Origin of the sequence: Pseudomonas sp. CP-1, from assembly GCF_021213715.1 — a bacterium.
GTDB lineage: Bacteria > Pseudomonadota > Gammaproteobacteria > Pseudomonadales > Pseudomonadaceae > Pseudomonas > Pseudomonas aeruginosa.
The window spans coordinates 420052-445150 of sequence record NZ_JAJQKY010000004.1 but is presented as its reverse complement, the minus strand read 5'-3'; the positions used below and the strand labels follow the sequence as shown (position 1 = coordinate 445150).

General features: G+C 66.4%; 25 protein-coding genes. 12 read left to right on the top strand and 13 right to left on the bottom strand.

From position 1 onward, the window contains the following. Positions 1 to 33: 33 nt before the first annotated feature. The gene (locus LT948_RS11540) at positions 34 to 615 is read right to left on the bottom strand and encodes a TetR/AcrR family transcriptional regulator (RefSeq protein WP_003098179.1); all 582 of its coding nucleotides are present in this window, start codon (positions 613 to 615) and stop codon (positions 34 to 36) included. Positions 616 to 737: 122 nt separating this feature from the next. On the opposite strand from LT948_RS11540, the gene LT948_RS11535 reads away from it, so the two are divergent. Together LT948_RS11535 and LT948_RS11530 are read left to right on the top strand one after the other, a co-directional pair. Next, positions 738 to 1175 carry a hotdog fold domain-containing protein gene (locus tag LT948_RS11535; RefSeq protein WP_033995766.1) on the top strand — a complete coding sequence of 146 codons (438 nt, stop codon included), beginning with the start codon at positions 738 to 740 and terminating at the stop codon, positions 1173 to 1175. Positions 1176 to 1269: 94 nt separating this feature from the next. After that, positions 1270 to 2145 (top strand): alpha/beta hydrolase family protein, encoded by an 876-nt coding sequence (locus LT948_RS11530; RefSeq protein WP_003117684.1) that lies wholly within the window; start codon positions 1270 to 1272, stop codon positions 2143 to 2145. Here LT948_RS11530 and LT948_RS11525 read toward each other — a convergent pair. Then, positions 2132 to 3124: a YhdH/YhfP family quinone oxidoreductase gene (locus LT948_RS11525; RefSeq protein WP_003087998.1), complete on the bottom strand. Its 993-nt coding sequence runs from the start codon at positions 3122 to 3124 to the stop codon at positions 2132 to 2134. The two genes, LT948_RS11530 and LT948_RS11525, sit on opposite strands and share 14 nt — an antisense overlap. 58 nt (positions 3125 to 3182) lie before the next feature. Beyond that, on the bottom strand, positions 3183 to 4208 hold the full coding sequence (gene sohB, locus LT948_RS11520; protein WP_003087997.1) for a protease SohB: 1026 nt from the start codon (positions 4206 to 4208) through the stop codon (positions 3183 to 3185). 233 nt (positions 4209 to 4441) lie between these two features. Between sohB and LT948_RS11515 the strand changes: the two genes are divergently transcribed. The 4 genes from LT948_RS11515 to LT948_RS11500 all read left to right on the top strand — a co-directional run bounded on the left by LT948_RS11515 (position 4442) and on the right by LT948_RS11500 (position 7647). Beyond that, the gene (locus tag LT948_RS11515) at positions 4442 to 5152 is read left to right on the top strand and encodes a histidine phosphatase family protein (RefSeq protein ID WP_004349259.1); all 711 of its coding nucleotides are present in this window, start codon (positions 4442 to 4444) and stop codon (positions 5150 to 5152) included. Positions 5153 to 5212: 60 nt separating this feature from the next. Then, complete coding sequence (locus LT948_RS11510) at positions 5213 to 5527, top strand: SCP2 sterol-binding domain-containing protein (RefSeq protein WP_003087993.1); 315 nt, start codon at positions 5213 to 5215, stop codon at positions 5525 to 5527. Between the two features lie 257 nt (positions 5528 to 5784). After that, positions 5785 to 6855, top strand: coding sequence for a phosphotransferase family protein (locus tag LT948_RS11505; RefSeq protein WP_003087989.1), 1071 nt, complete (start codon positions 5785 to 5787; stop codon positions 6853 to 6855). A gap of 24 nt (positions 6856 to 6879) precedes the next feature. Further along, positions 6880 to 7647, top strand: a complete 768-nt coding sequence (locus LT948_RS11500; protein ID WP_003087987.1) for an SDR family oxidoreductase — start codon at positions 6880 to 6882, stop codon at positions 7645 to 7647. A gap of 150 nt (positions 7648 to 7797) precedes the next feature. Here LT948_RS11500 and LT948_RS11495 read toward each other — a convergent pair whose 3' ends face one another. Beyond that, entirely contained in the window at positions 7798 to 8559 is a 762-nt protein-coding gene (locus LT948_RS11495) for an SDR family NAD(P)-dependent oxidoreductase (RefSeq protein ID WP_033995764.1), read from the bottom strand. 131 nt (positions 8560 to 8690) lie between these two features. On the opposite strand from LT948_RS11495, the gene LT948_RS11490 reads away from it, so the two are divergent. After that, positions 8691 to 9596 (top strand): LysR family transcriptional regulator, encoded by a 906-nt coding sequence (locus LT948_RS11490; protein WP_033995761.1) that lies wholly within the window; start codon positions 8691 to 8693, stop codon positions 9594 to 9596. Here LT948_RS11490 and LT948_RS11485 read toward each other — a convergent pair. Further along, positions 9593 to 10237, bottom strand: a complete 645-nt coding sequence (locus LT948_RS11485) for a hypothetical protein (protein ID WP_003087981.1) — start codon at positions 10235 to 10237, stop codon at positions 9593 to 9595. The two genes, LT948_RS11490 and LT948_RS11485, sit on opposite strands and share 4 nt — an antisense overlap. Before the next feature lie 100 nt (positions 10238 to 10337). On the opposite strand from LT948_RS11485, the gene LT948_RS11480 reads away from it, so the two are divergent. Then, positions 10338 to 11117, top strand: a complete 780-nt coding sequence (locus LT948_RS11480) for a TSUP family transporter (RefSeq protein ID WP_003087979.1) — start codon at positions 10338 to 10340, stop codon at positions 11115 to 11117. Here the strand turns inward: LT948_RS11480 and nudC are convergent. Genes nudC through LT948_RS11465 form a run of 3 tightly spaced genes read right to left on the bottom strand, consistent with a single transcriptional unit; the run spans position 11085 to position 14461 of the window. Then, a complete protein-coding gene (gene nudC / locus LT948_RS11475) occupies positions 11085 to 11921 on the bottom strand; it encodes an NAD(+) diphosphatase (RefSeq protein WP_003139928.1) in 837 nt (278 codons plus the stop codon). The two genes, LT948_RS11480 and nudC, sit on opposite strands and share 33 nt — an antisense overlap. Then, on the bottom strand, positions 11921 to 13609 hold the full coding sequence (fimL, locus tag LT948_RS11470) for a type IV pilus/biofilm regulator FimL (RefSeq protein WP_003087974.1): 1689 nt from the start codon (positions 13607 to 13609) through the stop codon (positions 11921 to 11923). Before fimL ends, nudC begins: the two co-directional genes overlap by 1 nt. Positions 13610 to 13648: 39 nt before the next feature. Beyond that, the gene (locus LT948_RS11465) at positions 13649 to 14461 is read right to left on the bottom strand and encodes a crotonase/enoyl-CoA hydratase family protein (RefSeq protein WP_003087972.1); all 813 of its coding nucleotides are present in this window, start codon (positions 14459 to 14461) and stop codon (positions 13649 to 13651) included. Positions 14462 to 14684: 223 nt separating this feature from the next. On the opposite strand from LT948_RS11465, the gene nhaB reads away from it, so the two are divergent. Continuing rightward, entirely contained in the window at positions 14685 to 16187 is a 1503-nt protein-coding gene (nhaB, locus tag LT948_RS11460) for a sodium/proton antiporter NhaB (RefSeq protein WP_033995760.1), read from the top strand. Here the strand turns inward: nhaB and LT948_RS11455 are convergent. Both LT948_RS11455 and ldcA read right to left on the bottom strand, forming a co-directional pair. Continuing rightward, positions 16171 to 17526 (bottom strand): amino acid permease, encoded by a 1356-nt coding sequence (locus LT948_RS11455; RefSeq protein ID WP_003087965.1) that lies wholly within the window; start codon positions 17524 to 17526, stop codon positions 16171 to 16173. The two genes, nhaB and LT948_RS11455, sit on opposite strands and share 17 nt — an antisense overlap. A gap of 23 nt (positions 17527 to 17549) precedes the next feature. Further along, positions 17550 to 19805 (bottom strand): Orn/Lys/Arg decarboxylase N-terminal domain-containing protein, encoded by a 2256-nt coding sequence (gene ldcA, locus LT948_RS11450; protein ID WP_218816327.1) that lies wholly within the window; start codon positions 19803 to 19805, stop codon positions 17550 to 17552. Positions 19806 to 19998: 193 nt separating this feature from the next. On the opposite strand from ldcA, the gene LT948_RS11445 reads away from it, so the two are divergent. Next, the gene (locus tag LT948_RS11445) at positions 19999 to 20388 is read left to right on the top strand and encodes a nuclear transport factor 2 family protein (protein ID WP_003132809.1); all 390 of its coding nucleotides are present in this window, start codon (positions 19999 to 20001) and stop codon (positions 20386 to 20388) included. 27 nt (positions 20389 to 20415) lie between these two features. Here LT948_RS11445 and dnaQ read toward each other — a convergent pair whose 3' ends face one another. From dnaQ to LT948_RS11430, 3 genes are all read right to left on the bottom strand, one after another. Further along, positions 20416 to 21156: a DNA polymerase III subunit epsilon gene (gene dnaQ, locus LT948_RS11440; protein ID WP_003087958.1), complete on the bottom strand. Its 741-nt coding sequence runs from the start codon at positions 21154 to 21156 to the stop codon at positions 20416 to 20418. A 64-nt stretch (positions 21157 to 21220) separates the two neighbouring features. Then, the gene (rnhA, locus tag LT948_RS11435) at positions 21221 to 21667 is read right to left on the bottom strand and encodes a ribonuclease HI (protein WP_003087954.1); all 447 of its coding nucleotides are present in this window, start codon (positions 21665 to 21667) and stop codon (positions 21221 to 21223) included. A gap of 2 nt (positions 21668 to 21669) precedes the next feature. Further along, entirely contained in the window at positions 21670 to 22431 is a 762-nt protein-coding gene (locus LT948_RS11430; RefSeq protein WP_003087952.1) for a methyltransferase domain-containing protein, read from the bottom strand. Positions 22432 to 22532: 101 nt separating this feature from the next. Here LT948_RS11430 and gloB point away from each other — a divergent pair, with 101 nt between their 5' ends. Continuing rightward, entirely contained in the window at positions 22533 to 23309 is a 777-nt protein-coding gene (gene gloB, locus LT948_RS11425; RefSeq protein WP_003087949.1) for a hydroxyacylglutathione hydrolase, read from the top strand. Between the two features lie 77 nt (positions 23310 to 23386). Next, positions 23387 to 24991 (top strand): lytic transglycosylase domain-containing protein, encoded by a 1605-nt coding sequence (locus LT948_RS11420; RefSeq protein WP_003120244.1) that lies wholly within the window; start codon positions 23387 to 23389, stop codon positions 24989 to 24991. The last annotated feature ends 108 nt before the right edge of the window (positions 24992 to 25099 follow it).

The window sequence follows — 25099 nt, the reverse complement described above, 5'->3', positions numbered from 1 at the left end:
CGGGGCTTTTTCGTTCCCGAGGCCACGGACGCCTCAGGCCGCGCGCACGCTGTCCCAGGCCACCTGCGCCAGCAGTTCGCGACAGTCGGCCAACGCCACCCGGGTTCGCCCGGCCAGCCACTGGCGGGCAAGGTCGTGGGCCGGGCCGATCACCACCGAAGCAAAGCAGTCGTCCGGCATCTCGCGGAACAGGCCCTCGGCCCGATATCCCGCCAGCGCCGCATGGATCCGCGCGAAGTGGGCCTGGTTGTCGGCCCGCAGGCGCTCGCCCAACTCCCCCGCCTCTACCCGCCCGCGGCTGTGCAGGATGAAGCGTGCCCAGTCAGGATTCGCCACGACCCAGTCGATATAGCTGGTGACCAGCAACCTGACCGTTTCCTCGGCGCTGCGCGCCCTGGCGAAGCCGGCTTCGAGCAACGCCGCGTACTGGCCGATCCCGGCCAGGTACAGTTCGCCATGGATGCGTTCCTTGTTGCCGAAATGGTGGTAGAGGCTACCGATGCTCGCTCCGGAACGGTCGCGGATCATCTCGATGGTGGTGGCGTCTACGCCATGCTCGCTGAAGCAGGCCAGGGCGGCCTGGAGAATCTCGTCTTTGCGGGAAGAACGGCCCATGTCGGTCCTTGTCGTTAATCGTCGAAACGCTGACTAGAATATTTTTCTAGAATAAATTTCTAACCTTCGTATACTGCCCCGGTGCGCACACATCTTCAATCCTGAAACGCCCGGAGTTTTCCATGAGTCAGATGATGCAGATGTACCAGCAGGTCGGCCCGGCCCAGTTCAGCGCCATGATCGGCCAGTTCGCACCCTATTTCGCCAGCATCGCCCCGCAGTTCGTCGAACTGCGTCCCGGCTATGCCGAAGCCACCTTCCCCAAGCGCCGCGAGGTGCTGAACCATATCGGCACGGTGCATGCCATCGCCCTGTGCAATGCCGCCGAACTGGCCGCCGGGACCATGACCGACGCCTCGATTCCCGCCGGCCATCGCTGGATTCCGCGCGGCATGACCGTCGAGTACCTGGCCAAGGCCACTGGCGACGTGCGCGCGGTGGCCGACGGCAGCCAGATCGACTGGCAAGCCACCGGCAACCTGGTGGTGCCGGTGGTCGCCTATGTCGACGACAAGCCGGTATTCCGCGCCGAGATCACCATGTACGTCAGCCAGGCCTGACCGCCAGGGCGCCCCGGCCGTGCTTTCGGCCGGCTGGAGGCGCCCTGGCGGCCAGCCCTATTCTCGAAGCCGCGAACAGACCACGGAGACCGGCATGAACCCTCCGCAACCACGCCTCATCGATAACGGCAACGGCCATCCGCTGGCCAGCCATTGGTACCGGCCTGCCGGGGAGCCGCGCGGCTATCTCCTGATCGTCCCGGCGATGGGCGTGGAACAGCGCTTCTACGCGCCCTTCGCCGCCTGGCTGGCAGAGCGCGGCTACCTGGCCATCACCTTCGACTACCTGGGCATGGGGCAATCGCGCAACGGCTCGCTGCGCGGTCTCGAGGTCGATGTGCTGGGTTGGGCCCGTCATGACTGCAGCGCCATGCTCGCCGCCGCGCTCGCCGAGAGCGGGAGCAAGCCCCTGTACTGGATCGGCCATAGCCTGGGCGGCCAGATCCTGCCCTTCGTCGAAGGGCGCGAGCGTATCGATAGGGTCTTCAGCATCGCCAGCGGCAGTGGCTACTGGAAGGAAAACAGCCCGCGGTTGCGCAACAAGGTCTGGTTGTTCTGGTACCTCGTCGCGCCCCTGCTGACGCCGCTGCTCGGCTATTTTCCCGGGCGCCGCCTGGGCATGGTCGGCGACCTGCCGCGCGGGGTGATCGAACAATGGCGACGCTGGTGCCTGCATCCGCAGTACGCCCTCGCGGATGGCGAGGCTATCCGCCGCGCCTTCTCCGCCGTACGCACGCCCATCGTGTCGCTGTCGTTCACCGACGATGAAATGATGTCCCGACGCAGCATCGAGTCGCTGCTGGGCTTCTACCGCGAAGCGCCGAAAACCGCCTGGCGCATCGCTCCCGAGGAAATCGGCGCCCGCCACATCGGCCATTTCGGCTTCTTCCGGCCGCAGTTCGCCGAATCGCTCTGGGCGGGCTACCTGTTGCCGGAGCTGGGCTCCGGCAACGCCCTCAGCCGAGGTTGACCAGCACCCGGCCGACCAGTTTGCCGGCGAGGATCTGGTTGATCGCCCCCGGCAGCTCTTCGAGGGCGATCTCGCGCGCCACCTCTTCGAGGTTGTCGAGCTTCCATTGCAGCGACAGCTTGTCCCACATGGACGCCTTGACCACCAGCGGCAGCTCCACCGAGTCCACCCCGAGCAGGTTGACCCCGCGCAGGATGAACGGCAGCACCGAGGCCTTGAAGCCGGCGCCGGCGGTCAGGCCGCAGCAGGCGACGCTGCCGCCGTACTGCAACGACTTGACCACGTTGAAGAGGATGTCGCCGCCGACGGTGTCCACCGCGCCGGCCCACTGTTCCTTGAGCAACGGCTTGTCGACGCCATCGGCCACGGTGGCGCGATCGAGGATCTGCTTGGCCCCCAGGCGGTTGAGGAACTCGGCCTGCTCCAGCTTGCCGGTGGCGGCCGCCACGGTGTAGCCGAGCTTGGCCAGCAGTTCCACGGCGATACTGCCGACCCCGCCGCTGGCGCCGGTGACCAGCACCGAGCCATGGTCGGGGCGCAGGCCGCTGCGCTCCAGCTTTTCGACGCAGAGCGCCGCGGTCAGGCCGGCGGTGCCGAGGATCATCGCCTCGCGCAGGCTCAGGCCTTGCGGGCGCTTGATCACCCAGGCCGCGGGCACGCGGATGTACTGGCCGAAACCGCCGGCGGTGTTCATGCCCAGGTCGTAGCCGGTGACGATCACCTCGTCGCCGGCCGCGAACTCGGCCACCGAGGACTCGGCGACCACACCGGCGGCATCGATGCCGGGGGTATGCGGGTACTTGCGGGTCACCCCGCGGTTGCCGCTGGCGGACAGCGCATCCTTGTAGTTCAGCGAGGAATACTGCACGCGGATCAGTACGTCGCCCGCCGGCAGGTCGCCGGTATCGCGCTCGACCACCTGCGTTTCGTAAACGCCGTGGGGCGCTTCCGTCACCCACAACGCCTTGAATACAGCCATTTCGACCTCCTCTCGTGAAAACCCTGAAGACAGCGTGTTCGTCCCTGTCGGCGCCGGCCTATTGCCAGAACTTCTGCTGGTTGAGCCGCCCCCACCAGGTCACCAGCACGCGGTCGATAACCACGCTGGCGGCCAGGCCGACGCGTTCCTGCAGGCTCTTGCGCTCGACGAATTGCACCTGGTAGACATCGCGCTCCCTGGCCTGCTCGGCCAGGTACTCGTCGCTGGTCTTGAGTTCGTCCACCAGCAGCTTGCCCAGTGCGGCCTGGCCCAGCCAGACCTCGCCGGTGGCGATCTCGTCCATGTTCAGTTGCGGCCGGTAGTGGGCCACGAAGTTCTTGAACAGTTCGTGGGTCACCTCCAGGTCCTCCTGGAACTTTTCCCGGCCCTTCTCGGTGTTCTCGCCGAATACCGTCAGCGTACGCTTGTATTCGCCGGCGGTAAGCACCTCGAAGTCAATATCGTGCTTCTTCAACAGCCGGTGGACGTTGGGCAACTGCGCCACCACGCCGATCGAGCCGAGGATGGCGAAGGGCGCGGAAAGGATCCGATCGCCGATGCAGGCCATCATGTAGCCGCCGCTGGCCGCCACCTTGTCGACGCACACGGTCAGCGGCACGCCGGCCTGGCGGATGCGCGCCAGTTGCGAGGCCGCCAGGCCATAGCCATGGACCATGCCACCGCCGCTTTCCAGGCGCAGCACCACCTCGTCGTCCTTGCCCGCCATGCTCAGCACCGCAGTCACTTCGTGACGCAGTTGCTCGGTAGCCGAGGCCTTGATGTCGCCGTCGAAATCGAGCACGTAGACCCGCGACTTCTGTTCAGGATGTTTCTTCGCCTGCTTCGCCGCCTTGCTCTCCTCCTTGCGCAAGGCCTTGAGGCTGGCCTTGTCGAGGACGCTGTGGCGGACCCGCTCGCGCAGGTCCTTGTAGAAATCGTTGAGTTTCTGCACGTCGAGGTGCCCGCCTGCGCCGCGCCGGCCGCGGCCGCGCAGGGCGACGATCACCACCAGCACCACGATGATCGCCGCCAGCACGGTCACGGTCCTGGCCAGAAAGCCCGCATATTCGGCAATGAACTCCACACAACCCCCTCTCTACTGTTGACGCACCCGTCTACGGGCGACACGATTGCGCAAGCATACCCAGGCCACCGACGGGCGGCCAGCGATGCCACTGCCTGGAGAGCCTTTGCAGGGCACGCCCGGAGCAGCCGATAAAGGCAGCGAATGACATTCAAACAAGCGTATGTTTTTTCGTTGACAGCCCTGGGTGATCCTCATACCCTCGCGGAACTTTCACCCGCCGAGGTCCGCCCGTGGGCAGCATCTACCTGATTCGACATGGCCAGGCGTCGTTCGGTGCCGACGACTACGACGTGCTGTCGCCGACCGGCATCCGCCAGGCGGAAATCCTCGGCGACCACCTGCTGAACCTCGGCGTCCGTTTCGACCGCGTCCTCAGCGGCGGCTTGCGCCGCCAGCAGCACACCGCCCGCGCCGCCCTCGAACGCCTGGAGTCCTCCGGGCTGGCCACGCCGGAGCTGGAAGTCGATCCGGCGTTCAACGAATTCGAAGCCGACGCGGTGATCCGCGCGCACCTGCCGGACCTGCTCGAGGAGCAGCCGGAAGCCTTGCACATCCTTCGCCATGCGGCCGAGCATCGGGCCGAGTTCCAGCGCCTGTTCTCCACCATCATCGCGCGCTGGGTTTCCGGCAACCATGAGAAAGATGGGCTGGAAAGCTGGCAGGAATTCCTCGATAAGGTCCATGACGGTCTTCGTCGTCTGCTGGCGCAGGCCAGCGGCAAGGACAGGGTCGCCGTGTTCACCTCCGGCGGTACCATTACCGCCCTGCTCCAACTGATCGTCGGCGTTCCGCCGCTCAAGGCCTTCGAGCTGAACTGGCAGATCGTCAATACCTCGCTGACTCGCCTGAGATTCCGCGGCGAGGAAGTGTCCCTGGCTTCCTTCAACAGTCACGTGCATCTGGAACTGTTGAAGGCGCCGGAACTCATCACCTATCGATGAGCCGGCCTACCGCGACCGTTCCGGTCGCCGAAAAAACCCTAGAAGAAAGGAATAGAACCCATGACCACCGTTGCTGACATCGTCTCCACCATGAAAAGCAAGTTCAACGCCAGCGCGGCCGCCGGCCTGGATCTGGTGTTCCAGTTCAACATCGAAGACGGCGACAACCACTACCTGGTCGTCAAGGACGGTACCTGCGAAGTGGTACAGGGCGACGCCGAGAACCCCAATGTCACCCTGATCATGGACAGCGAAACCCTGAAGGGCATCACCAGCGGCGAGACCGACGGCATGCAGGCCTTCATGGCCGGCAAGCTGCGCGCCGAAGGCGACATGATGCTGGCGATGAAGCTGGGCGAACTGTTCCCGGTCTGACCGTTTCCGGCGCCATGCCAGAAGGAAAACCGGAGTCCCTCGCGGCTCCGGTTTTTTTTCGTCCGGCATTCCTCTAGGCCGACGATCAGGGACCGTGATGGAGCGGCAACACGCTTGCCCATAACGCCCGGCGGCGGCTTGTGAGGGCCGGGACAGGGCATTAGATTAGCCAATTATCGCCGGTCACCATCATTGCGCAGCCTGATGCGCGCACCGGCTCCCGCGGCTCCGCCGTGGCACCACGAGAAGGGAACCCCATGTCGCTGACTGACCAATCCACTCGCATCCGCGCCGGCGAAGAACTCGACGCCGCCGTCATCGACCCGTACCTGAAAGCCCATATCCCCGGCCTCGAAGGCACCCCGAAGATCAGCCAGTTCCCCGGTGGCGCGTCCAACCTGACCTACCTGATCGAGTATCCGCGCCAGGAGTTCGTCCTGCGTCGCCCGCCATTCGGCCACAAGGCCAAGTCGGCCCACGACATGGGCCGCGAATACCGCATCCTGAACCAGTTGAACGCAGGCTTCCCCTACTGCCCGAAAGCCTACCTCTACTGCACCGACGAGTCGGTGATCGGCGCCGAGTTCTACGTCATGGAACGGGTCAAGGGCATCATCCTGCGCGCCGAACTGCCGCCTGAGCTGAATCTCGACGAACAACAGACCCGCAGCCTGTGCAAGAGCTTCATCGACAAGTTCGTCGAGCTGCACAACGTCGACTACGCCGCCTGCGGACTGGCCGACCTGGGCCGCCCGGACGGCTACGTGCAGCGCCAGATCGCCGGCTGGACCGACCGCTACGAGAAGGCCCTGACCCCCGACGCGCCGCTCTGGGAACCGGTCAAGGCCTGGCTCAAGGACAAGCAGCCGGCCGATCACCACAAGCCGGGCATCGTGCACAACGACTACCGCTTCGACAACGTGATCCTCGACCCGGACAACCCGATGCAGATCATCGGCGTGCTGGACTGGGAACTGGCCACCCTCGGCGATCCGCTGATGGACCTCGGCAACACCCTCGCCTACTGGGTGGAAGCCGGCGACCCGGCTCCGGTGCAACTGACCCGCCGCCAGCCCAGCCACCTGCCGGGCATGCTGACCCGCCGGGAGTTCGCCGACTACTACGCCGAGCGGGCCGGGATCCCGCCGATCGACAACCTGGACTTCTACTACACCTATGGCCTGTTCCGTCTTGCCGGCATCGTCCAGCAGATCTACTACCGCTACTACCACGGGCAGACCCAGGACAAGCGTTTCGCCCAGTTCGTGCAGATGAACAAGCTGCTGGAGCAGATGAGCCTGCAGGCCATCGAGCGCTCCCGCCTGTAACCGACCACTACAAGGGGATAGCCCATGTCCAAGACCCACCTGTTCGACCTCGACGGCAAGATCGCCTTCGTTTCCGGCGCCAGCCGCGGCATCGGCGAGGCGATAGCCAAGCTGCTGGCCCAGCAAGGTGCCCACGTGATCGTCTCGAGCCGCAAGATCGACGGCTGCCAGGCGGTCGCCGACGCGATCACCGCGGAGGGCGGCAAGGCCACCGCGATCGCCTGCCACATCGGCGAGATGGAGCAGATCCAGAACGTCTTCGCACAGATCCGCGAGCAGTTCGGCCGCCTCGACATCCTGGTCAACAACGCCGCCACCAACCCGCAGTTCTGCAACGTACTGGAAACCGACCTCGGCGCCTTCCAGAAGACCGTCGACGTCAACATCCGCGGCTACTACTTCATGTCCATCGAGGGCGGCAAGCTGATGAAGGAACACGGCGGCGGCAGCATCATCAACGTGGCCTCGATCAACGGCGTATCGCCCGGCGAGTTCCAGGGCATCTACTCGGTGACCAAGGCCGCCGTGATCAGCATGACCAAGGTCTTCGCCAAGGAATGCGCGCAGTTCGGCATCCGCTGCAACGCCCTCCTGCCAGGGTTGACCGACACCAAGTTCGCTTCGGCGCTGGTGAAGAACGACGCGATCCGCAACCTCGCCCTGCAGCGCATCCCGCTCAAGCGCGTGGCCGAGCCGAGCGAAATGGCAGGCGCCGTGCTCTACCTGGCTAGCGAAGCGTCCAGCTACACCACCGGCGTGGCGCTGAACGTCGACGGCGGCTTCCTTTCCTGACGGAACGGCGAACGCGCGAAGAGGGAGCCAGGGCTCCCTCTTTTCATTTCAGGATTGCCAATGCCTCGCACCAGCGCGGGACAGGCTCCCCACGGCTATTCACCTGCGCTCTCGGGTAGCCGGACTGAGCCCCCCCCCGCCGCTTCCGCTTCAATTGCCGACCCGCCAGCCACCGTTCACCGACACCACCGTTCCGGTGACGAACCCCGCCTCGGGCGAGGCCAGCCAGGCCACCGCAGCGGCGATGTCCTCGACCCGGCCGGTCCTGCCCAGCGGGGTCTCGCCGACGATGGCGGCGACCCGTTGCGGATCGAGGCCGCCGGGAAAGAACCGGGTGTCGGCGATGTAACCCGGCGCCACGCTGTTCACCGTGATCCCGCGCGAACCGAGTTCCCGCGCCAGGGCCACGCCGAAGCCATGCAGGCCGGCCTTGGCCGCCGCATAGCCCAGCGCACCGGGACTGCCGCTACCGGTCTGCGCGGCGATCGATCCGATATGGATGATCCGCCCGCCCTCTTCCGCGAAATGCGGCAGCACCGCCAGCGACATGAGGAACGCGCTTTTCAGGTTGCCGTCCAGCAGCGCATCCCATTCCCGCTCGGCCTCTGCCAGCGGAGTGGTGGCGGCGATCTTTCGGGTGAACCCGGCATTGTTCACCAGCACATCGAGCCCTTGGAAGGTGTCGCCGACCCAGGCGGCCACCGCCTCGACAGCTTCTCGGCGGGAAAGATCGGCGGCCATCCAGGGCACGCCGCCCAACTCGGCGGCGGCGCATTGCAGGCGCTGGGAATCACGGGCCACCAGGGCGATCCGATAACCCTGTTGCCGAAGGCACCGGGCGATGGCCAGGCCGATGCCCGACGAGCCGCCGGTGACCAGGGCGGTACGGCGGGTTGGAGAATGAGTGTGCATGACGGGCTTCCTCTGTGATGGATGGAACGCCTCGTCTGGCCAGAGCGAGCGTACGGATGGATTCTCGACGGATTCGCCGCGATATATCCAATACTGTCTTTCTTAACTCACCATATCCGGGAGATATCGCAATGGCCGACTTGCGCCAGTTCCGCCAGTTCGTCGCGGTTGCCGAGGAGCTGAGCTTCCGCCGCGCCGCTGAGCGCCTGCACATGGCCCAGCCACCGCTGACCACTGCGATCCGGCGGCTGGAAGAAGAAGTCGGCGCCAGCCTGCTGGAGCGTGACAACCGTATCCACCGCCTGACGCCGGCGGGCCGCGCGTTCCTCGACGAAGCCCGGCGCACCCTGGCCCAGGCCGAACGCACCCTGGCGGCCGCGCGCAGCGCCGCCAGCGGACGCAGAACGTTGCGCCTGGCGTTCGTCGACAGCACCATCAATATTCTGCTACCGCGCATACTCCAGGCGTTCCGCCACCAGCATGGCGCGCTGGACTTCCAGCTCCAGGAAGACACCACCGCGGGGCAACTGGAGGCGTTGCGCGAAGACCGCATCGATGCCGGCCTGATCGTTCTGCCGGTCGACCGCCAGCCCGGCCTGTACACGCATCTACTGGTGGACGGCGACATGCGCGTGGCATTGCCCGAAGGGCATCGGCTGGCACGCCATGCGCGCCTGCGCCTGGAACAACTGGCCGGAGAACCCTGGCTGCTGTTCCCAAGGCACTATGGGCCGGGCATGCACGACCTGATCGTCGCCGCCTGCGCGGCAGCCGGCTTCGTCCCGGAGGTGGTGCAGGAGGCGCGGCAGATGCAGACCATCGCCGGGCTGGTGGCCGGCGGCATCGGCGTCGCGCTAGTGCCTTCGCTGCTACAACCGTTGCGCCCGCCGGGGGTTACCTTTCGTCCCCTGCAAGGGCGGCGGGCGCGAATTCCCTATCGGCTGGCGCTGGCCTACCGCACGCCGTCGGACCTCATCGAACGCTTTCGCGAAACCGCCCAGGCGATCGCCGCCGCCCCGGCTTTTCGCATGGCCTAGCGCCAGTCCCTGAGCGCCTCCTCAGCCGCCAGGTTCATTGGCTCGGCAAGCAGCCCGGCGACGCCGTAGTTCACCGCGAACACCGCCTTGTCCGCCATCGGCAGGAAAGTCACCCGCCCCGCCAGCGGCTCGAACAGGAACAGGTCGTGCTCGCCGGCCCGCAGCCAGCGCCAGAGATCGACCCCCAGCGGACTCTGCGACAAGCCCAGGCGGCGGCCCCGGGACTGCTGCTCGAGGGCCAGGAAGCGGCCGCTGAGCGCGTCGAGGCGATAGCCCGGCGCCAGACCGATCAACGCGGCCAGCCCCTTCCAGCGGAAAATCCGCGCGTCCAGTTGCCAGAGTTCGCCGTCCAGCACCACGCTGCGCTCGTTGGCGCCCTCCTGGATCAGCACCCGGTAGCGCTGCGGCCCTTCGGCCTGGAAGCTCAGGGTGGCCATCGGCTGCTCGGGCTTGAGCAGCGAATAGCTGCGCAGGTCCCAGGCGAGCACCAGCAGCAGCGCCGCCACGGCGACGAAGGCCAAGCCGCAGGTGCCGCGCAGCCAGCCGAGGAACCAGGTGCGTTCGAAGAGGATGCGCACCGCGACCAGGGCGGCCAGCAAGGCCAGTAACGCGAATGCCCAGGCCAGACCGTCGTACTGCATGCAAGCGATTCCTTCTGCGTGAAATTGCGGGCATTATGCGCACCCCTCCTCCCGACGGCCAGCGAGGCCGTTTCCCGATTGGAAGCAGGTCCGGTTTTTCATGCCCTTCGAACTCGCGATAGACCCCAGCACCCTGATCATCCTGGCCGTGGTGGCCTTTCTCGCCGGCTTCATCGACGCCATCGCCGGCGGCGGCGGCCTGTTGACCATCCCTGCGCTGCTCACCGCCGGGGTCCCGCCGCACCTGGCGCTGGGTACCAACAAGCTGAGCTCGACCTTCGGTGCGGCGACCGCCAGCTACACCTTCTACCGGCGCAAGCTGTTCCATCCCGGGAAGTGGCGCAACGCTCTGCTCGCCACCGCGATCGGCGCCGCCATAGGCGCCTGGGCGGCTCACCTGCTGCCCGCCGAGTGGCTGAACCGGATGCTCCCGGTGGTGGTATTCACCTGCGGCCTCTACATGCTCTTCGGCGGCACGCCGAAGGCGCCGCTGGACGCCGATGCGCCGGTCGGACGCAAGCGCCAGTGGCCGCAGGGCCTCGCCCTGGGCTTCTACGACGGCGTGGCGGGACCGGGCACCGGAGCGTTCTGGACCGTCAGCTCGCTGCTCATGTACCCGCTGGACCTGGTCCGCGCCAGCGGTGTGGCGCGGAGCATGAACTTCGTCAGCAACATAGTGGCGCTGGCGGTGTTCGTCGCCTCCGGCCAGGTGATCTGGTTGCTCGGCCTGTGCATGGGTGCGTCGCTGATGGTCGGCGCCTATTTCGGCGCGCGCACCGCCATCGGCGGCGGGGCGAAGTTCATTCGCCCGGTGTTCATCCTGGTGGTCCTGGCGCTGACCGCGCGGCTAGCCTGGCAGCACTGGTTCAGCGGCGCCTGAGCGGCGCGCCAGGTACAGGTCGATCAGGTGCCGGGCGATCGAGCGCTGCGCCGGTAGCGGCGGCAAGGCATCGAGGGAGAACCACTGGGCGTCCTCGATCTCGTCTTCCTGCGGGACGATCTCGCCGGATACGTACTCGGCGTGGAAACCGAGCATCAGCGAATGCGGGAACGGCCAGTTCTGGCTGCCGATGTATTCGAGATTGGCGACCTCCACCCCGACCTCTTCGCGCACCTCGCGGACCACGCACTGCTCCACCGACTCGCCGGCCTCGACGAAGCCGGCCAGGGTACTGTAGACCCCCGGCACGAAGCGCGGCGAACGCGCCAGCAACACCTCGTCGCCCCGGGTCACCAGGACGATCATGCTCGGCGACAGGCGCGGGTACTGGTGCAGCCCGCACTGCGGGCACTGCATCACCCGCTCGTGGTCCTGCGCCTGCATGCGTGTGCCGCAGTTGCCGCAGAACCGGTTGTGACGTGCCCAGATGCCGATCTGGCTGGCATAGCCGAGCATGCAGAACTGATCGAAATCGCCGTGCAGCATGAACTGCCGCAACGGCGCCCAGGCCATGCCCGGCAGCTCGATCGGCTCGTCCAGTTCCAGCACGTAGACCGGCTCGCCCTGCCAATGGCCGACCCCATGTTCGGCGAGCAGCGGGAGTTCCTGGCGCTTCAGCCATTCGCGGGGGAACAGCAGGCCGTTGTCGTCCTGGAGGAAGCGCTGCTGACAGTGCGCGAGCACCCAGCCGCCGACCTGGGCGGTAGTCGGCCGACCTGCCTGCCAGCGGGACTCGCCGGCCATCAGGCGGCCACCGGCAGCCCGAGCGCCTTGACGCTGGCGCTGGCCAGGTCGAGGACATCCGGCTGGCCCTGCGGACGCAGCACGGCACCGCCCTCGAGATAGTATTCGAGACTGGTCAGGGCGTCGGCGAGGGTTTCCAGCATCTGTTCCGAAGGCATCTGCGCGGTCTCGATCATGCGCTGCTGGATGTAGTCGGCGCAGCCGCCGACCAGCAGCGCGGCGCGCTCCTGACCGAGGAACCAGAGGCCGCCCCGGACCGCCTGCAGGCTGGCCGGGACGTTGGCCAGGTTGAGCTTGTCGCCATTGGATTCCAGGTACGCGGTGATCGCACGCTTGGCCAGGGCCAAGCCGGCCTTGGCCTCCTCGATCACCACGATGCGCGCCTCGGCCAACTGGTGCACGGCGAACGCATCGGCTTCTTGCCCGGGCTCCGCCGGAGTCGGCCGGGTGATGCGGCGCTCGCCGCGCTCGAGGTTGCCGACCATGCTTTCCACGTAGAGCACCGCATCGGCCAGGCGCAGCAACGCCGGCGGCGAATCGGCGACGCCGCTGGCAGCCCAGGCGGCCACGGTGGGTAGCTGGGTCTGCAGGGCGGTGCCGGCCGAGTTCAGGCCGACCATGCCGAGGGTCTTGCTCAGCTTGCCCAGTTGCGCATGCAGGTTGGTCAGGCTGTCCGGCTGGGCCACGCCGCGCTCGATCAGGTCGAGCATGTCCTTGACCCCGGCGAGTTCCTCGCGGATCGCCGTGGACAGCGAACGCATCACCGACTGGCCGGGGCCGGACAGGCGCTGCGATTCCTCTTCCAGCAGGTGGTCGGTGAACGGCAGCGGCGCCAGCCCATGCAGTTCGCGGACCTCGCGCGAACGCGGGCCCTGGCCGTCGGACAGCGCCACCAGGTAGAGCAGTTCCTTGAGCAGATGGCGCGGCGCCTCGTAGGCCGGGCCGATCAGCAATTGCTTGAGCTCGCGGTCGATGCGCGAGAACAGTTGCTTGCGCGACTTGCGCGGCAACAGTTGGCCATCGACGATCGACTCGATCGCCGCGGCGCCGATCCAGCACAGCCGCGAACGGGCCACCCCGCCGTGCAGGCTGTCGAGGCGCGCCAGCGCGCGGCCCATCAGCTTGAGGCTGGGATAGAGGTTCTGTTCGCGGATCAGGCCGAGCAGGCCGATCTGGTACATGTGGCGCATCCGCCGGCTTTCCTCGCCCAGTTCGGCTTCGGAAGGCAGGTGGTCGATGGCGGTGCTCGGCGGCCGCGGGATATCCAGGCGGGCGCTGAAGAAGAAGCTTTCCGGCAGCGCCGGCTGCCCTGCGGCACAGCGCACTTCGTTGATCGCCGGCAAGAGCAGCTCGGGGATCTCCTGGCGATTGGCCTCGACGTTCTCCAGGTAGCGACGCAGCACGTACAGGGCGTTGCCCAGGGCTGCCAGCTGGCCGTCGCGCTCCTCGCTGACGCCGGTGGGAATGTCGGTCGCCAGCTGCAGGGCTTCCTGGGCCAGCAGCTCGGCGCCGGCCAGCTCGATCAGGTTGAGGGTGCCGCGGATCTGTTGCAGGCATTCGACGGCGTGCTGCAGCAGGCTGCCGTTCTGCCGCTCGGCAATGAACTGCTCAAGACCCTGTTCGGCCTGTTCCATGGTGGCGAACAACTCGTCGCGCACCAGACTGAGGGACGTGGCTCCTGTGACCATCGGCCTAGTGCGCCTCCCGCGCAAGAATATACAACGGCATCAATCAGCGAATTCCGGCTTCTGCTTGGCCATATGCGCGGCCATCGCCACCCGCAGGTCGGCGGACTGGAGCATGGCGGCGTTCCAGGTAGCGACGTACTCGAGGCCGTCGTCGACCCGGTGGTCGCGCATATAGCGGATCATTTCCTTGGTACCACGGATGGCGATCGGCGACTTCGCGGCGATCTGCCGCGCCAGTTCGAAGACCCCATCCATCAATGCGGCCTGGTCCGCGTAGGTACGATTGACCAGGCCGATGCTCCGTGCCTCTTCGCCGTCGACCATGCGCCCGGTGTAGGCCAGCTCGCGCATCATGCCATCGCCGATGATCCGCGGCAGGCGCTGCAGGGTGCCGACGTCGGCGGCCATGCCGATGTCGATCTCCTTGATCGAGAACTGCGCGTCGGCGGTCGAGTAGCGCATGTCGCAGGCCGAGACCAGGTCGATGGCGCCGCCCAGGCAGTAGCCCTGGATCGCCGCGAGCACCGGCTTGCGGCAGTTGTCGACCGCGTTGAACGAGGCCTGCAGCTCGAGAATCTTGCGACGCAGGGCGTCGGCGTTGCGGCCGACGTCCTTGCCCAGTTGGCTGCCGACCTGGGCCAGCAGCATCAGGTCGATCCCCGAGGAAAAATGCTTGCCCGCCCCGGACAGCACGACCACCCGCACTTCGTCGGTATCGTCGACCCAGCGGAAGATCTCGATGATCTCGCGCCAGAAGTCCTGGTTCATGGCATTGATCTTGTCCGGACGGTTGATCTGGACGTGGGCGATCTTGTCTGCCAGCTCCACACGGAATGCGTTGTACTCGGTCACGGCGATAGTCCTCGGCAGAGCAACTGCGCTGTCAGAACGCAGAGATTTTTGTTGTGCGGAAAATCCCGCAACTATAACAAGGGCGAGCCAAATGTCGATGCTGCACTATGTGATGCACGGCACGCCCATTGATACCGCAATCTCTTCGATGATTGCGCTAAACGCTTGATCCAACGAAAGTCCTGCTGGCATTTTCAGTCTTTTCCTTGCCGTGGAGTCCATCGTGAGCAGTCCCCTGAGCCAGGCTTTCGCACAGAACTTCCTCGGGCATTCGCCGCGCTGGTACAAGCTGACGGTGCTCGCCTTCCTCTTGCTCAATCCCCTGCTGCTATGGCTGGCCGGGCCGGTGACAAGCGCCTGGGTGCTGGTCGGCGAGTTCATCTTCACCCTGGCCATGGCGCTGAAATGCTATCCGCTGCAGCCGGGCGGCCTGCTGGTGCTGGAGGCGCTGTTGCTCGGCCTGGCTACCCCCGAGGCGCTCTATGCGGAGTTGCAGCACAACTTCCCGGTGCTCCTGCTGCTGATGTTCATGGTCGCCGGCATCTACTTCATGAAGGACCTGCTGCTCCTGCTGTTTTCCCGCCTGCTGCTCGGCGTGCGCTCGAAGGCCCTGCTATCGCTCCTGTTCTGCCTGCTGGCCGCCCTCCTCTCGGCCTTCCTCGACGCCCTCACCGTGACCGCCGTGGTGATCAGCGTGGCGGTGGCATTCTTCGCCGTGTACCACCGGGTCGCTTCGGGGCAGCGCGCCAGCGAGGACTACGATCCCGCCACCGACCGCCAGGTCCCGGAGCTGCACCGGGCCCATCTCGAAGAATTCCGCGCCTTCCTCCGCAGCCTGCTCATGCACGCGGCGGTCGGCACCGCGCTGGGCGGCGTCTGCACCCTGGTGGGAGAACCGCAGAACCTGCTGATCGGCCACGAGGCCGGCTGGCATTTCGTCGAGTTCTTCCGCCAGGTCGCGCCGGTATCCATGCCGGTACTGGCGGCCGGCCTGCTGACCTGCGTGCTGCTGGAGAAGAGCCGCCGCTTCGGCTATGGCGCCCAGTTGCCGGCGGCGGTGCGCCAGGTGCTCGCCGAGTACGCCGCCAGCGAAAGCCGCAAACGCGGAGCGCAGCAGAAGGCCGCGCTGCTGGTGCAGGCCCTGGCGGCGCTGGTACTGATCGTCGGGCTGGCCCTGCATGTCGCCGAGGTCGGCCTGATCGGCCTGTTGGTGATCGTGCTGATCACTGCCTTCACCGGCGTCACCGACGAACACCAGATCGGCCGCGCCTTCCAGGAAGCCCTGCCGTTCACTGCGCTGCTGGTGGTGTTCTTCGCGGTGGTCGCGGTGATCCACCAGCAGCACCTGTTCACCCCGATCATCCAGGCGGTGCTGGCGCTGCCGGCGGAACGCCAGCCGGGCATGCTGTTCATCGCCAACGGCCTGCTCTCGGCGATCAGCGACAACGTATTCGTCGCCACCATCTACATCACCGAGGTGAAACAGGCGCTGGATGCCGGCCACATGAGCCGCGAGCATTTCGATACCCTGGCGGTGGCGATCAATACCGGCACCAACTTGCCCAGCGTAGCGACGCCCAACGGCCAGGCGGCGTTCCTCTTCCTGCTGACCTCCTCCATCGCCCCGCTGGTGCGCCTGTCGTACGGCCGCATGGTCTGGATGGCGCTACCCTACACCCTGGTGATGGGCTGCCTGGGCTGGTGGGCGGTCAGTCATTGGCTTTGAGCGTCGGCACTCCGTTGACCTGGTTGCGCCATTGCCGCCAGGTGTACATCGGGATACCGGCCATCAGCACCAGGAAGCCCCAGAAGATCGCCTGCTGGCCGGTGCCATACAGCGCCCATAGCGAGTAGGCGAAGCCCAGCGAGCCGATCACCAGCAATTGCCGGCGTGAACGCGGCGAGAACTCGTCCGGTCGCACCGCCAGCAGTTGCAACAGCGCGGCGGTGCAGAACGCGTAGGGGACCACCCCGGTCATGGTGCCGAGCAGGATGATCACGTTGAACACATCGACCAGGTCGCCATGCCCGTCGACCATCACCAGCGCCGTCACCAGCAGCCCCGAGGCCAGCAGGCCGTGGGCCGGCGCGCCGTTCTTGTTGAGCTGGCCGAGCGACTCCGGGAACAGCCCGTCGCGCGCCGGAGCCACCGGGATCTGGCCCTGCAACAGGACCCAGCCATTGAGCGCGCCCAGGCAGGCGATCACCGCCCCGGCAGCCACCAGGTAGTAGCCCCAGTCGCCCATCAGGATCCGCGCCGCGTCGGCGAACGGCGAGGTGGAGCGGGCCAGCACCTCCGGCGGCATCAGGCCCTGCACCGCAGTGATCGAGAGGATGTAAAGGGCCGCCGCGGCCAGCGTGCCGAACAGGGTCGCACGGGGAATGGTGCGGCGCGGGTCCTCGACGTCGTCGGCCGGCACGGTGGCCGACTCCAGGCCGATGAACGACCAAAGGGTCAGCGCCGCGGTGGTGGCGATCGCCTGGGCATAGCCCATGTTCGGCAGCTCGCTGCGCGCCGGGATCGCCAGGTGCTCGGGATTGAAGTGGAACCAGCCGAGGATACCGACCAGCAACAACGGCAGCAGCTTGAGGATGGTCAGCAGGTTCTGCACCACGCTGAAGGTGCCGATGCCTCGCAGGTTGATCAGGGTGCACAGCCAGATCGCGGCGATGGCCACGCAGACCATCAGCAGCGGATCCGCCAGCGCCGGGATGAACACCCGCAGGTAGCCGACCAGCGTCACGGCGATCGCCGCGTTGCCGATCCAGGCGGCTTTCCAGTAGGTCCAGGCGCACAGGTAGCCGGCGAAGCTGCCGAAACCGTCGCGGGTATAGGCGTAGGGGCCGCCGGCGCCGGGGTTGACCCGCGCCAGGCGGGCGAAGGTCAGCGCCAGCAGCACCGCGCCGGTGCTCGACACCAGCCAGCCGAACAGGCTGAGCCCGCCGAACGCCGCCAGGCTGGAGGGAAGCAGGAAGACTCCCGAACCGACCATGTTGCCGATCACCAGCGCGCTGCAGGTCCAGAACCCCATGCCGCGCTTGCCGGCCTTCTCTCCCCCCGCCATCGACACCCCTTAGCCTGTCGGCCTCATTCTTTTATGCATTCAACGGTATAGCAGCGCCCGGACGGTCCGTCCTGATGCTGCAGGCCGTGCACATCGGAGTCGAAACCAGGGAAGGCGCGCTCGAAGGTCCGCGCGAACTCGAGATAGTCGAGGATCGAGCGGGTCGCCTCGGTGAAGCGCTCACCCGGCATGATCAGCGGGATACCCGGCGGATAGGGTACCAGCATGACGGCCGCGATGCGCCCTTCCAACCGAGCGATCGGTACCGCCTCGACCTCGCCGCGCACCAGCTTGTCGTAGGCCTCGGACGGCCGCATCGCGACCTCCGGCAGCACCGTGTACATGCGCTTCATGGCCTTCGCCGTGGCGTTGTCGCGGTAGCTGGCGTGCATGGCGTCGCTGAGGTCGCGCAGGCCCACGCCGTTGTAGCGCTTGCCGCCGGCCTGGGCCACGGAGGGCAAGACGTCGAGCAGCGGCAGGTTGGCGTCGTAACAGCGCTTGAATTCGAGCAGTTCGGTGACCAGGGTGCTCCACTTGCCCTTGGTGATGCCCATCGAGAACAGCACCAGGAAGGAGTAGAGACCGGTTTTCTCCACCACCAGCCCGCGCTCCCAGAGGAAGCGGCTGACGATGGCGGCCGGAATCCCCTGCTCGCTGAGCTTGCCGCCGGCGCTCAGGCCCGGGGTGGTCAGGGTGACCTTGATCGGGTCGAGCAGCACGTAGTCCTCGGCGATATCGCCGAAGCCGTGCCAGTCGGCGCTCGGCTCCAGCACCCAGTCATGGGTGCCGACCTGGTCGGTGCCCTCCACCTGCTCCGGCTGCCAGACGCCGAACCACCAGTCGTTCCGGTCCAGGTTCTGCCGTACGTTGGCCAGGGCCCGGCGGAAGCTGAGGGCCTCGTCGAAGGTCTCCTGGATCAGCGAACGCCCGGCGGGCCCTTCCATCATCGCCGAAGCCACGTCCAGCGAAGCGATGATGCCGTACTGCGGCGAGGTCGAGATGTGCATCATGAAGGCTTCGTTGAAGCGCGCCACGTCCAGCTTCCGGGTCCCGCCATCCTGCACGTGGATCATCGAGGCCTGGCTGAAGGCGGCGAGCATCTTGTGCGTGGAGTGGGTGGCGAACACCAGGGGGCCCTCCTCGCTGCGCGAGGTGCCCATGCCATAGCGTCCGTCGTAGAACTCGTGGAACGCGGCATAGGCGTACCAAGCCTCGTCGAAGTGCAACACCTCGACGCTGTCGCCGAGGGTCTGCTTGATCAGCTCGGCGTTGTAGCACAGGCCGTCGTAGGTGGAGTTGGTCACCACCGCCAGCTTCACCTTCGGCTCGCGGCCGCGCGCCAGCGGGCTGGCGGCGATCTTCGCGGCGATCGACTCCTTGCTGAATTCGCTCAGCGGGATCGGCCCGATGATCCCCAGTTCGTTGCGTTCCGGAGTCAGGTAGAGCGGTATCGCCCCGGTCATGATGATCGAGTGGAGGATCGACTTGTGGCAGTTGCGGTCCACCAGCACCAGGTCTTCGCGACCGACCATGGAGTGCCAGACGATCTTGTTCGCGGTGGAAGTGCCATTGATCACGAAGAAGGTATGGTCGGCGCCGAAATTGCGCGCGGCACGGTCCTCGGCCTCGGCCAGGGGGCCGGTATGGTCGAGCAGCGAGCCCAGCTCGGGGACCGAGACCGACAGGTCGGAACGCAGCGTGTTCTCCCCGAAGAACTGGTGGAACGCCTGTCCCACCGGACTCTTGCGATAGGCGACACCGCCGCCGTGGCCCGGCGTATGCCAGGAATAGTTGGACTGCGCGGTGTGCTCGACCAGCGCACGGAAGAATGGCGGCAGCAGCCCGGCCAGGTAGTTGCGCGCCGCCCGGGCGACCTGGCGGGCGAGGAACGGCACGGTGTCTTCGAACAGGTAGAGGATGCCGCGCAACTGGTGCAGGTCGGCCATGGACTCGGCCGGCGCGTTCTCGATGGTCACCTGCTCGCCGAGGGCGAAGAGCGGCAATTGCGGCGCCCGCACGCGGGCCACGCGGATCAGTTCGACCACATCCTGCAGCAGGCGCTGGTTTTCCCCGGCACCTTCGGCGGCGACCAGAATGCAGGCCAGGCCGTGGTGGGTGGAAGCGACGATGCGCCCCTCGGCGGAGCTGGCGGTGGAGAGAATGCTGAAGCCGTCCTGCTCCAGTTCGTGGGCGATGCCCCGCACGCGTTCGCCGGCAACGGTGTCGGCCTTGATGTCGCGATGGACGATGAGGACGGGAAATTTGAGGTCTTTATACATTGTTGATCCCGAGCAGCAGGCGGGCGAACCCCGCCGGTCGGCTCAGGGTAGAGACTTGCCGGCACGCGCGTAACCCCCGGCGGCTTGCCCTTGTAAGAAAAGGTCGCGGCAACACAAGTCGGCGCGCCGCGCTTGCCTCCGCTCCCGCCAGCGAGGAGCATGGACCTCTCTGCCCTGCTACGGAGCGACAACGATGCGCAGCGCTTATCGGATCGTCAGCGATCACTATGCGGCCTCTAGCCGTGGGGACCTCGCCGGAATGCTGGCGGACATGGACGAACGCACCGAATGGACGGAAATGGCCGGTTTCCCGCTGGCCGGCACCTATGTCGGCGCGGCCGCCATCGGCGCTGGTGTGTTCCAGGCCTTGCAGCGGGACTGGGAGGGCTTCAGGGTCGAGATCGAGCGCCTGATCGACGGCGGCGACAGCGTGGTCGCCGTCGGTCGATATGCAGCGACCCACCGTCGCAGCGGCAAGTCGTTCGAAGCGCGCGTGGCACACGTATGGACGGTGGAGGACGGCAGAATCCGCCGTTTCGAGCAGTTCTGCGACACCTTGCTGGTGGAGCGGGCGACGCGCTGAACGCGGCGCCCGTGGTGCATGGGCAGGCTATTCGCCGACCGGCGCTTCCAGTTGCGCCCAGAGCGACGGACCACCTGCCGACTTCTCGATCACCGCCAGCCGCGCCGCATGCGCAGCCAGCTCTTCGGCGTTGGCGCGCAGCACCGGGGTGGCTACCCGCGCCGGATCGAGCCGACGGATCGGGCTGACCATCGGCCGGCCGCTGCCGTCGCCTTCCGCGCCGCTGCCGGCCAGCGACAGGCTGGTCTGGCCGCCGGTCATCGCCAGGTAGACGTCGGCGAGGATCTCGGCGTCGAGCAACGCGCCGTGCAGGTCGCGACCGGAGTTGTCCACGCCGTAGCGCTTGCACAACGCATCGAGGTTGTTGCGTTGACCCGGATGGCGCTCGCGGGCCATCAGCAGGGTATCCAGCACCGAGCAGTACTCGGTCACGTCCGAGCGGTCCTGCTGGCCCAGCAGGGCGAACTCGTTGTTGATGAAGCCGATATCGAACGCCGCGTTGTGGATGATCAGTTGGGCGCCGCGGATGAATTCGAAGAAATCGTTGGCGACCTCGCGGAAGCGCGGCTTGTCCTTCAGGTATTCGTTGGTGATGCCGTGGACGGCGATCGCCCCTTCGTCGACCTCGCGATCGGGTTGCAGGTAGACGTGGAAGTGGCGACCGGTCAGGCGGCGCCCCTCCAGCTCGACACAGCCGATCTCGATGATCCGGTGACCATCGGTCACCGGCATGCCGGTGGTTTCGGTATCCAGTACGACGCTACGCATCTATAGAGCCTTTCTCTGTTTCGCTGCAGCCGTGGCTGCTGAACGCTTGTTTCGGTGTGGCCGCTCAGCGCGGCAATTCGGCGACGCCACGGTTGGCCAACTGGTCGGCCCGCTCGTTGCCGGGGTCGCCGGTATGCCCGCGGACCCACTGCCACTCCACCTGGTGCCGGGCGACCTGCTCGTCCAGGGCCTGCCAGAGGTCGGCATTCTTGACCGGCTGCTTGCTGGCGGTCTTCCAGCCGCGCTTCTTCCAGTTCGGCAACCATTCGGTGATGCCGCGCATCACGTATTCCGAGTCCGTGATCAGACGGATCGGACAGGAACGCTTGAGTGCCGCCAGCGCCTGGATCGCCGCCATCAGCTCCATACGGTTGTTGGTGGTGTCCGGCTCGCCGCCCCAAAGCTCTCGCTCGGCGCCCTTGTAGAGGAGCAACGCCCCCCAGCCGCCGCGCCCAGGGTTGCCCTTGCAGGCGCCGTCGGTATAGATCACTACCTGTTCTTTATCTGTCATGCCTAAATTTCGGAATCTCGCCGGCTGACTTTCGCCACCGGCATGGGCACCAACTGACCGCGCGGTTCGCGCTTGCTCTGGCGCAACGGGCGCAACCCCACGACCAGCTTGCGTGCCACCAATAGATAGAAGCCGGCGCCCGAAGACTGCCAGGCGTCGCCCCAGCGCTCCAGGCGAGCCAGGCGCGATTGCCAGGCTGCCGACGCAAGCGGCGGACGATAGCACCCGAAGCGCCGTTTCTCCAGCGCGAAGCCCAGCAGGTTGAGCCAGTCGCAGGCCCGCGACGGAGGAATGCAACGGGCCTGGCGCAAGGCATCCCCGGCGAAATAATGACGGATGCCCCACAGGCTCCATGGGTTGATGCCGATCAGCAGCAGGTGGCCGCCCGGACGAACGGTACGCGCGGCTTCGCGCAGGAGACGGTGAGGCGACAGGCAGAAATCCAGGCCGTGTTGCAGCAGGACCACGTCCGCGGCATGTTCGCTGAGCGGCCAGGCGCCCTCTTCGCAGGCGATGTCCACGCCCGGCAGCGGCGGCCCCAGGCGCACGCCGCGCTGAATCTGCCCGGTGCTCGGCGGCAGTTCGGCATGCGGCCCGTAGTGCACCAGGTAGCCACCGAAGTAACGGGTCAGCTCGTCGCACAACAGGCGTCGCTCCTCGGCCAGCATCAGGCTGCCCAGCGGGCCCTGGAACCAGTCGCGCGCCCGGTTGATCGATGCCAGCCACTCGGCATCGGTCTGGGCGAAGGCTTGCGGTTCGTTCATGCGTACCTCCAGCGTCTTCCCCTTCGCGGCGACGGACGCCGGCACGACGGGAAAATAAGCAATACTATGCGCCAATGACTTCTGCTTAGCGACATCGACCCATGATACAGATCGACGCCCTGCCCGCCTTCAACGACAACTACATCTGGCTGTTGCAAGATGCGACAAGCCGTCGCTGCGCGGTGGTCGACCCCGGCGACGCCAAGCCGGTGGAAGCCTGGCTGGCCGCCCATCCCGACTGGCGGTTGAGCGATATCCTGGTGACCCACCACCATCACGACCACGTCGGCGGCGTCGCGGCCCTGAAGGAACTGACCGGCGCGCGGGTTCTCGGCCCGGCCAACGAGAAGATCCCGGCCCGCGACCTGGCGCTGGAAGACGGCGAACGGGTCGAGGTGCTCGGCCTGGTCTTCGAGATCTTCCACGTGCCCGGCCATACCCTCGGCCATATCGCCTACTACCACCCGGCGGAGACGCCGCTGCTGTTCTGCGGCGACACCCTGTTCGCCGCCGGCTGCGGCCGTCTCTTCGAAGGCACCCCGGCGCAGATGCACCATTCCCTGGCGCGACTGGCCGCGCTGCCGGCCAACACCCGGGTCTACTGCACCCACGAGTACACGCTGAGCAACCTGCGCTTCGCGCTGGCGGTGGAGCCCGACAACGCGGCGCTGCGGGAACGCTTCGAGGAAGCGACCCGGTTGCGCGAACGGGATCGCATCACCCTGCCGTCGGAAATCTCGCTGGAATTGTCGACCAATCCATTTCTTCGCGTTTCGGAAAATTCTGTTAAGAAAAAAGCCGACCAGCGGAGCGGCCAGCAAAACCGCACCCCGGAGGAGGTTTTCGCCGTCCTGAGGGCCTGGAAGGACCAGTTCTGAAGGTTGGCGAAATCTTGACCACTCTTGAGGTCATTTCTAGAATCGGCTGAATTTTTGCCCGGAACAGCACTCAGCCGATGCCGCCACAGACACGTAAAACCCCCGATCTAGACGCCCTGGCTCGCGCCGTTCGGGTGTCCATCCTGCTCATCGCCGGTGCGCTCGCCGGCTGCCAGGGCAGCGGCCAGATCAAGGGGGAGGCCCAGGCCAAAGCAGCACGTCCCGGCGCCCGAGCCGTCGACGTCCAGTTCAACCCCTCCTGGCTGCATACCCAGCCCGGCCAGAACGCCGCCTACAACGACATCTGGGACCGCATGCGCGACGGTTTCCAGCTCCAGGATGCGATCAGCACCAACCCGCGCATCGAACGTCAGCGCCTCTGGTTCCTCAGCAACCAGTCGTTCCTCGAACAATCGAGCGCGCGCGGCAGCCTCTACATGCACTACGTGGTCGAGCGCCTGGAAGAACGCAACATGCCGCTCGAACTGGCGCTGCTGCCGGTCATCGAAAGCGCCTATAACCCCTTCGCCCTGTCGCGCAGCAACGCCGCCGGCCTCTGGCAGTTCATTCCCGCCACCGGCCAGCATTTCAACCTGCGCCAGACCAATTTCTACGACGGTCGCCGCGACATCACCGCCTCGACCAATGCCGCCCTGACCTATCTCGAGCGCCTGCACGACATGTTCAACGGCGACTGGATGCTCGCCCTGGCGGCCTACAACGCCGGCGAAGGCACTGTCAGCCGCGCCATCGAACGCAACGAGAAACTGGGCCTGCCGACCGACTACTGGAACCTGCCGCTGCCGCAGGAAACCCAGGACTACGTACCCAAGCTGCTCGCCCTCTCACAGATCGTCATGGCGCCGGATTCCTACGGCATCAGCCTGAACCCGATCAACAACGAGCCCTACTTCCAGGCCGTCCGGGTCAAGCGCGGGATCGACCTGTCCAGCGTCGCCGCGCTGGCGAACCTGGACGAGGACGAGCTGTACCAGCTGAACCCGGCCTACAAGCGCCGCGTGACCATGGACGGCCCCCAGCAACTGTTGGTGCCGATGGAGAAAGCGGCGTTCCTGACCGCCTCGCTGGACACCCTCAAGCCGAAGGAAGTCACCGCCTGGCAGCAATACCGGGTGCGTAGCGGCGACAGCCTGCACAGCATCGCCAACCGCTATCGGATCACCGTAGCGGAGCTCAAGAGCGCCAACCGCCTGTCCAGCAACCACCTGCGCAAGGGCCAGCAACTGAGCATCCCCGGGCAGATCGCCGGCGGCGCCGTCAAGCCGGTCTACCAGCAACTCGCCCGACAGGCTTCCACCCCGGCCAGGACCCGCTCCTACAAGGTCAAGAACGGCGACAGCCTGTGGCAGATCGCCCGCAACAACGGCGTCGACGTCAACGACCTGAAGCGCTGGAACGGCCTGGACAAGCACGCCCTGAAGGTCGGCCAGACCCTCAAGCTGCAAGGCGGCACCCAGGCCCTGGCGGCCCGCAAGGGAAACGCCGCCGGCAAGCGCGACAGCGCCACCTACTACAAGGTCAAGCAAGGCGACTCGATGTACCTGATCGCCAAGCGCTTCAATGTCGAGATGAAGCACCTGCAGCGCTGGAACCCGCGCAGCAAGCAGGCGCTCAAGCCCGGCCAGACCCTGACCCTGTACCTGGACACCGCGAGCCGCTGACAGCCCATTGCAGGCCATCCCGAAACGCCACGCCCGCTCCTGCCGGCGTGGCGTTTTCGCAAGCGCGGCCAGAACCCCGGACCCTAGGCCGGACAGGCCCGCGCTCCC

Excerpts from the sequence above, each read along its gene's own strand:
- LT948_RS11500 (WP_003087987.1), top strand. The coding sequence starts at position 6,880 with ATGTCCAAGACCCACCTGTTCGACCTCGACGGCAAGATCGCCTTCGTT.
- LT948_RS11430 (WP_003087952.1), bottom strand. The coding sequence starts at position 22,431 with ATGAACGAACCGCAAGCCTTCGCCCAGACCGATGCCGAGTGGCTGGCA.
- gloB (WP_003087949.1), top strand. The coding sequence starts at position 22,533 with ATGATACAGATCGACGCCCTGCCCGCCTTCAACGACAACTACATCTGG.
- dnaQ (WP_003087958.1), bottom strand. The coding sequence starts at position 21,156 with ATGCGTAGCGTCGTACTGGATACCGAAACCACCGGCATGCCGGTGACC.
- LT948_RS11535 (WP_033995766.1), top strand. The coding sequence starts at position 738 with ATGAGTCAGATGATGCAGATGTACCAGCAGGTCGGCCCGGCCCAGTTC.
- LT948_RS11530 (WP_003117684.1), top strand. The coding sequence starts at position 1,270 with ATGAACCCTCCGCAACCACGCCTCATCGATAACGGCAACGGCCATCCG.
- rnhA (WP_003087954.1), bottom strand. The coding sequence starts at position 21,667 with ATGACAGATAAAGAACAGGTAGTGATCTATACCGACGGCGCCTGCAAG.
- LT948_RS11510 (WP_003087993.1), top strand. The coding sequence starts at position 5,213 with ATGACCACCGTTGCTGACATCGTCTCCACCATGAAAAGCAAGTTCAAC.
- fimL (WP_003087974.1), bottom strand. The coding sequence starts at position 13,609 with ATGGTCACAGGAGCCACGTCCCTCAGTCTGGTGCGCGACGAGTTGTTC.
- LT948_RS11420 (WP_003120244.1), top strand. The coding sequence starts at position 23,387 with ATGCCGCCACAGACACGTAAAACCCCCGATCTAGACGCCCTGGCTCGC.
- LT948_RS11525 (WP_003087998.1), bottom strand. The coding sequence starts at position 3,124 with ATGGCTGTATTCAAGGCGTTGTGGGTGACGGAAGCGCCCCACGGCGTT.
- LT948_RS11445 (WP_003132809.1), top strand. The coding sequence starts at position 19,999 with ATGCGCAGCGCTTATCGGATCGTCAGCGATCACTATGCGGCCTCTAGC.
- LT948_RS11505 (WP_003087989.1), top strand. The coding sequence starts at position 5,785 with ATGTCGCTGACTGACCAATCCACTCGCATCCGCGCCGGCGAAGAACTC.
- LT948_RS11485 (WP_003087981.1), bottom strand. The coding sequence starts at position 10,237 with ATGCAGTACGACGGTCTGGCCTGGGCATTCGCGTTACTGGCCTTGCTG.
- LT948_RS11490 (WP_033995761.1), top strand. The coding sequence starts at position 8,691 with ATGGCCGACTTGCGCCAGTTCCGCCAGTTCGTCGCGGTTGCCGAGGAG.
- LT948_RS11540 (WP_003098179.1), bottom strand. The coding sequence starts at position 615 with ATGGGCCGTTCTTCCCGCAAAGACGAGATTCTCCAGGCCGCCCTGGCC.
- nudC (WP_003139928.1), bottom strand. The coding sequence starts at position 11,921 with ATGGCCGGCGAGTCCCGCTGGCAGGCAGGTCGGCCGACTACCGCCCAG.
- ldcA (WP_218816327.1), bottom strand. The coding sequence starts at position 19,805 with ATGTATAAAGACCTCAAATTTCCCGTCCTCATCGTCCATCGCGACATC.
- LT948_RS11480 (WP_003087979.1), top strand. The coding sequence starts at position 10,338 with ATGCCCTTCGAACTCGCGATAGACCCCAGCACCCTGATCATCCTGGCC.
- LT948_RS11495 (WP_033995764.1), bottom strand. The coding sequence starts at position 8,559 with ATGCACACTCATTCTCCAACCCGCCGTACCGCCCTGGTCACCGGCGGC.
- LT948_RS11455 (WP_003087965.1), bottom strand. The coding sequence starts at position 17,526 with ATGGCGGGGGGAGAGAAGGCCGGCAAGCGCGGCATGGGGTTCTGGACC.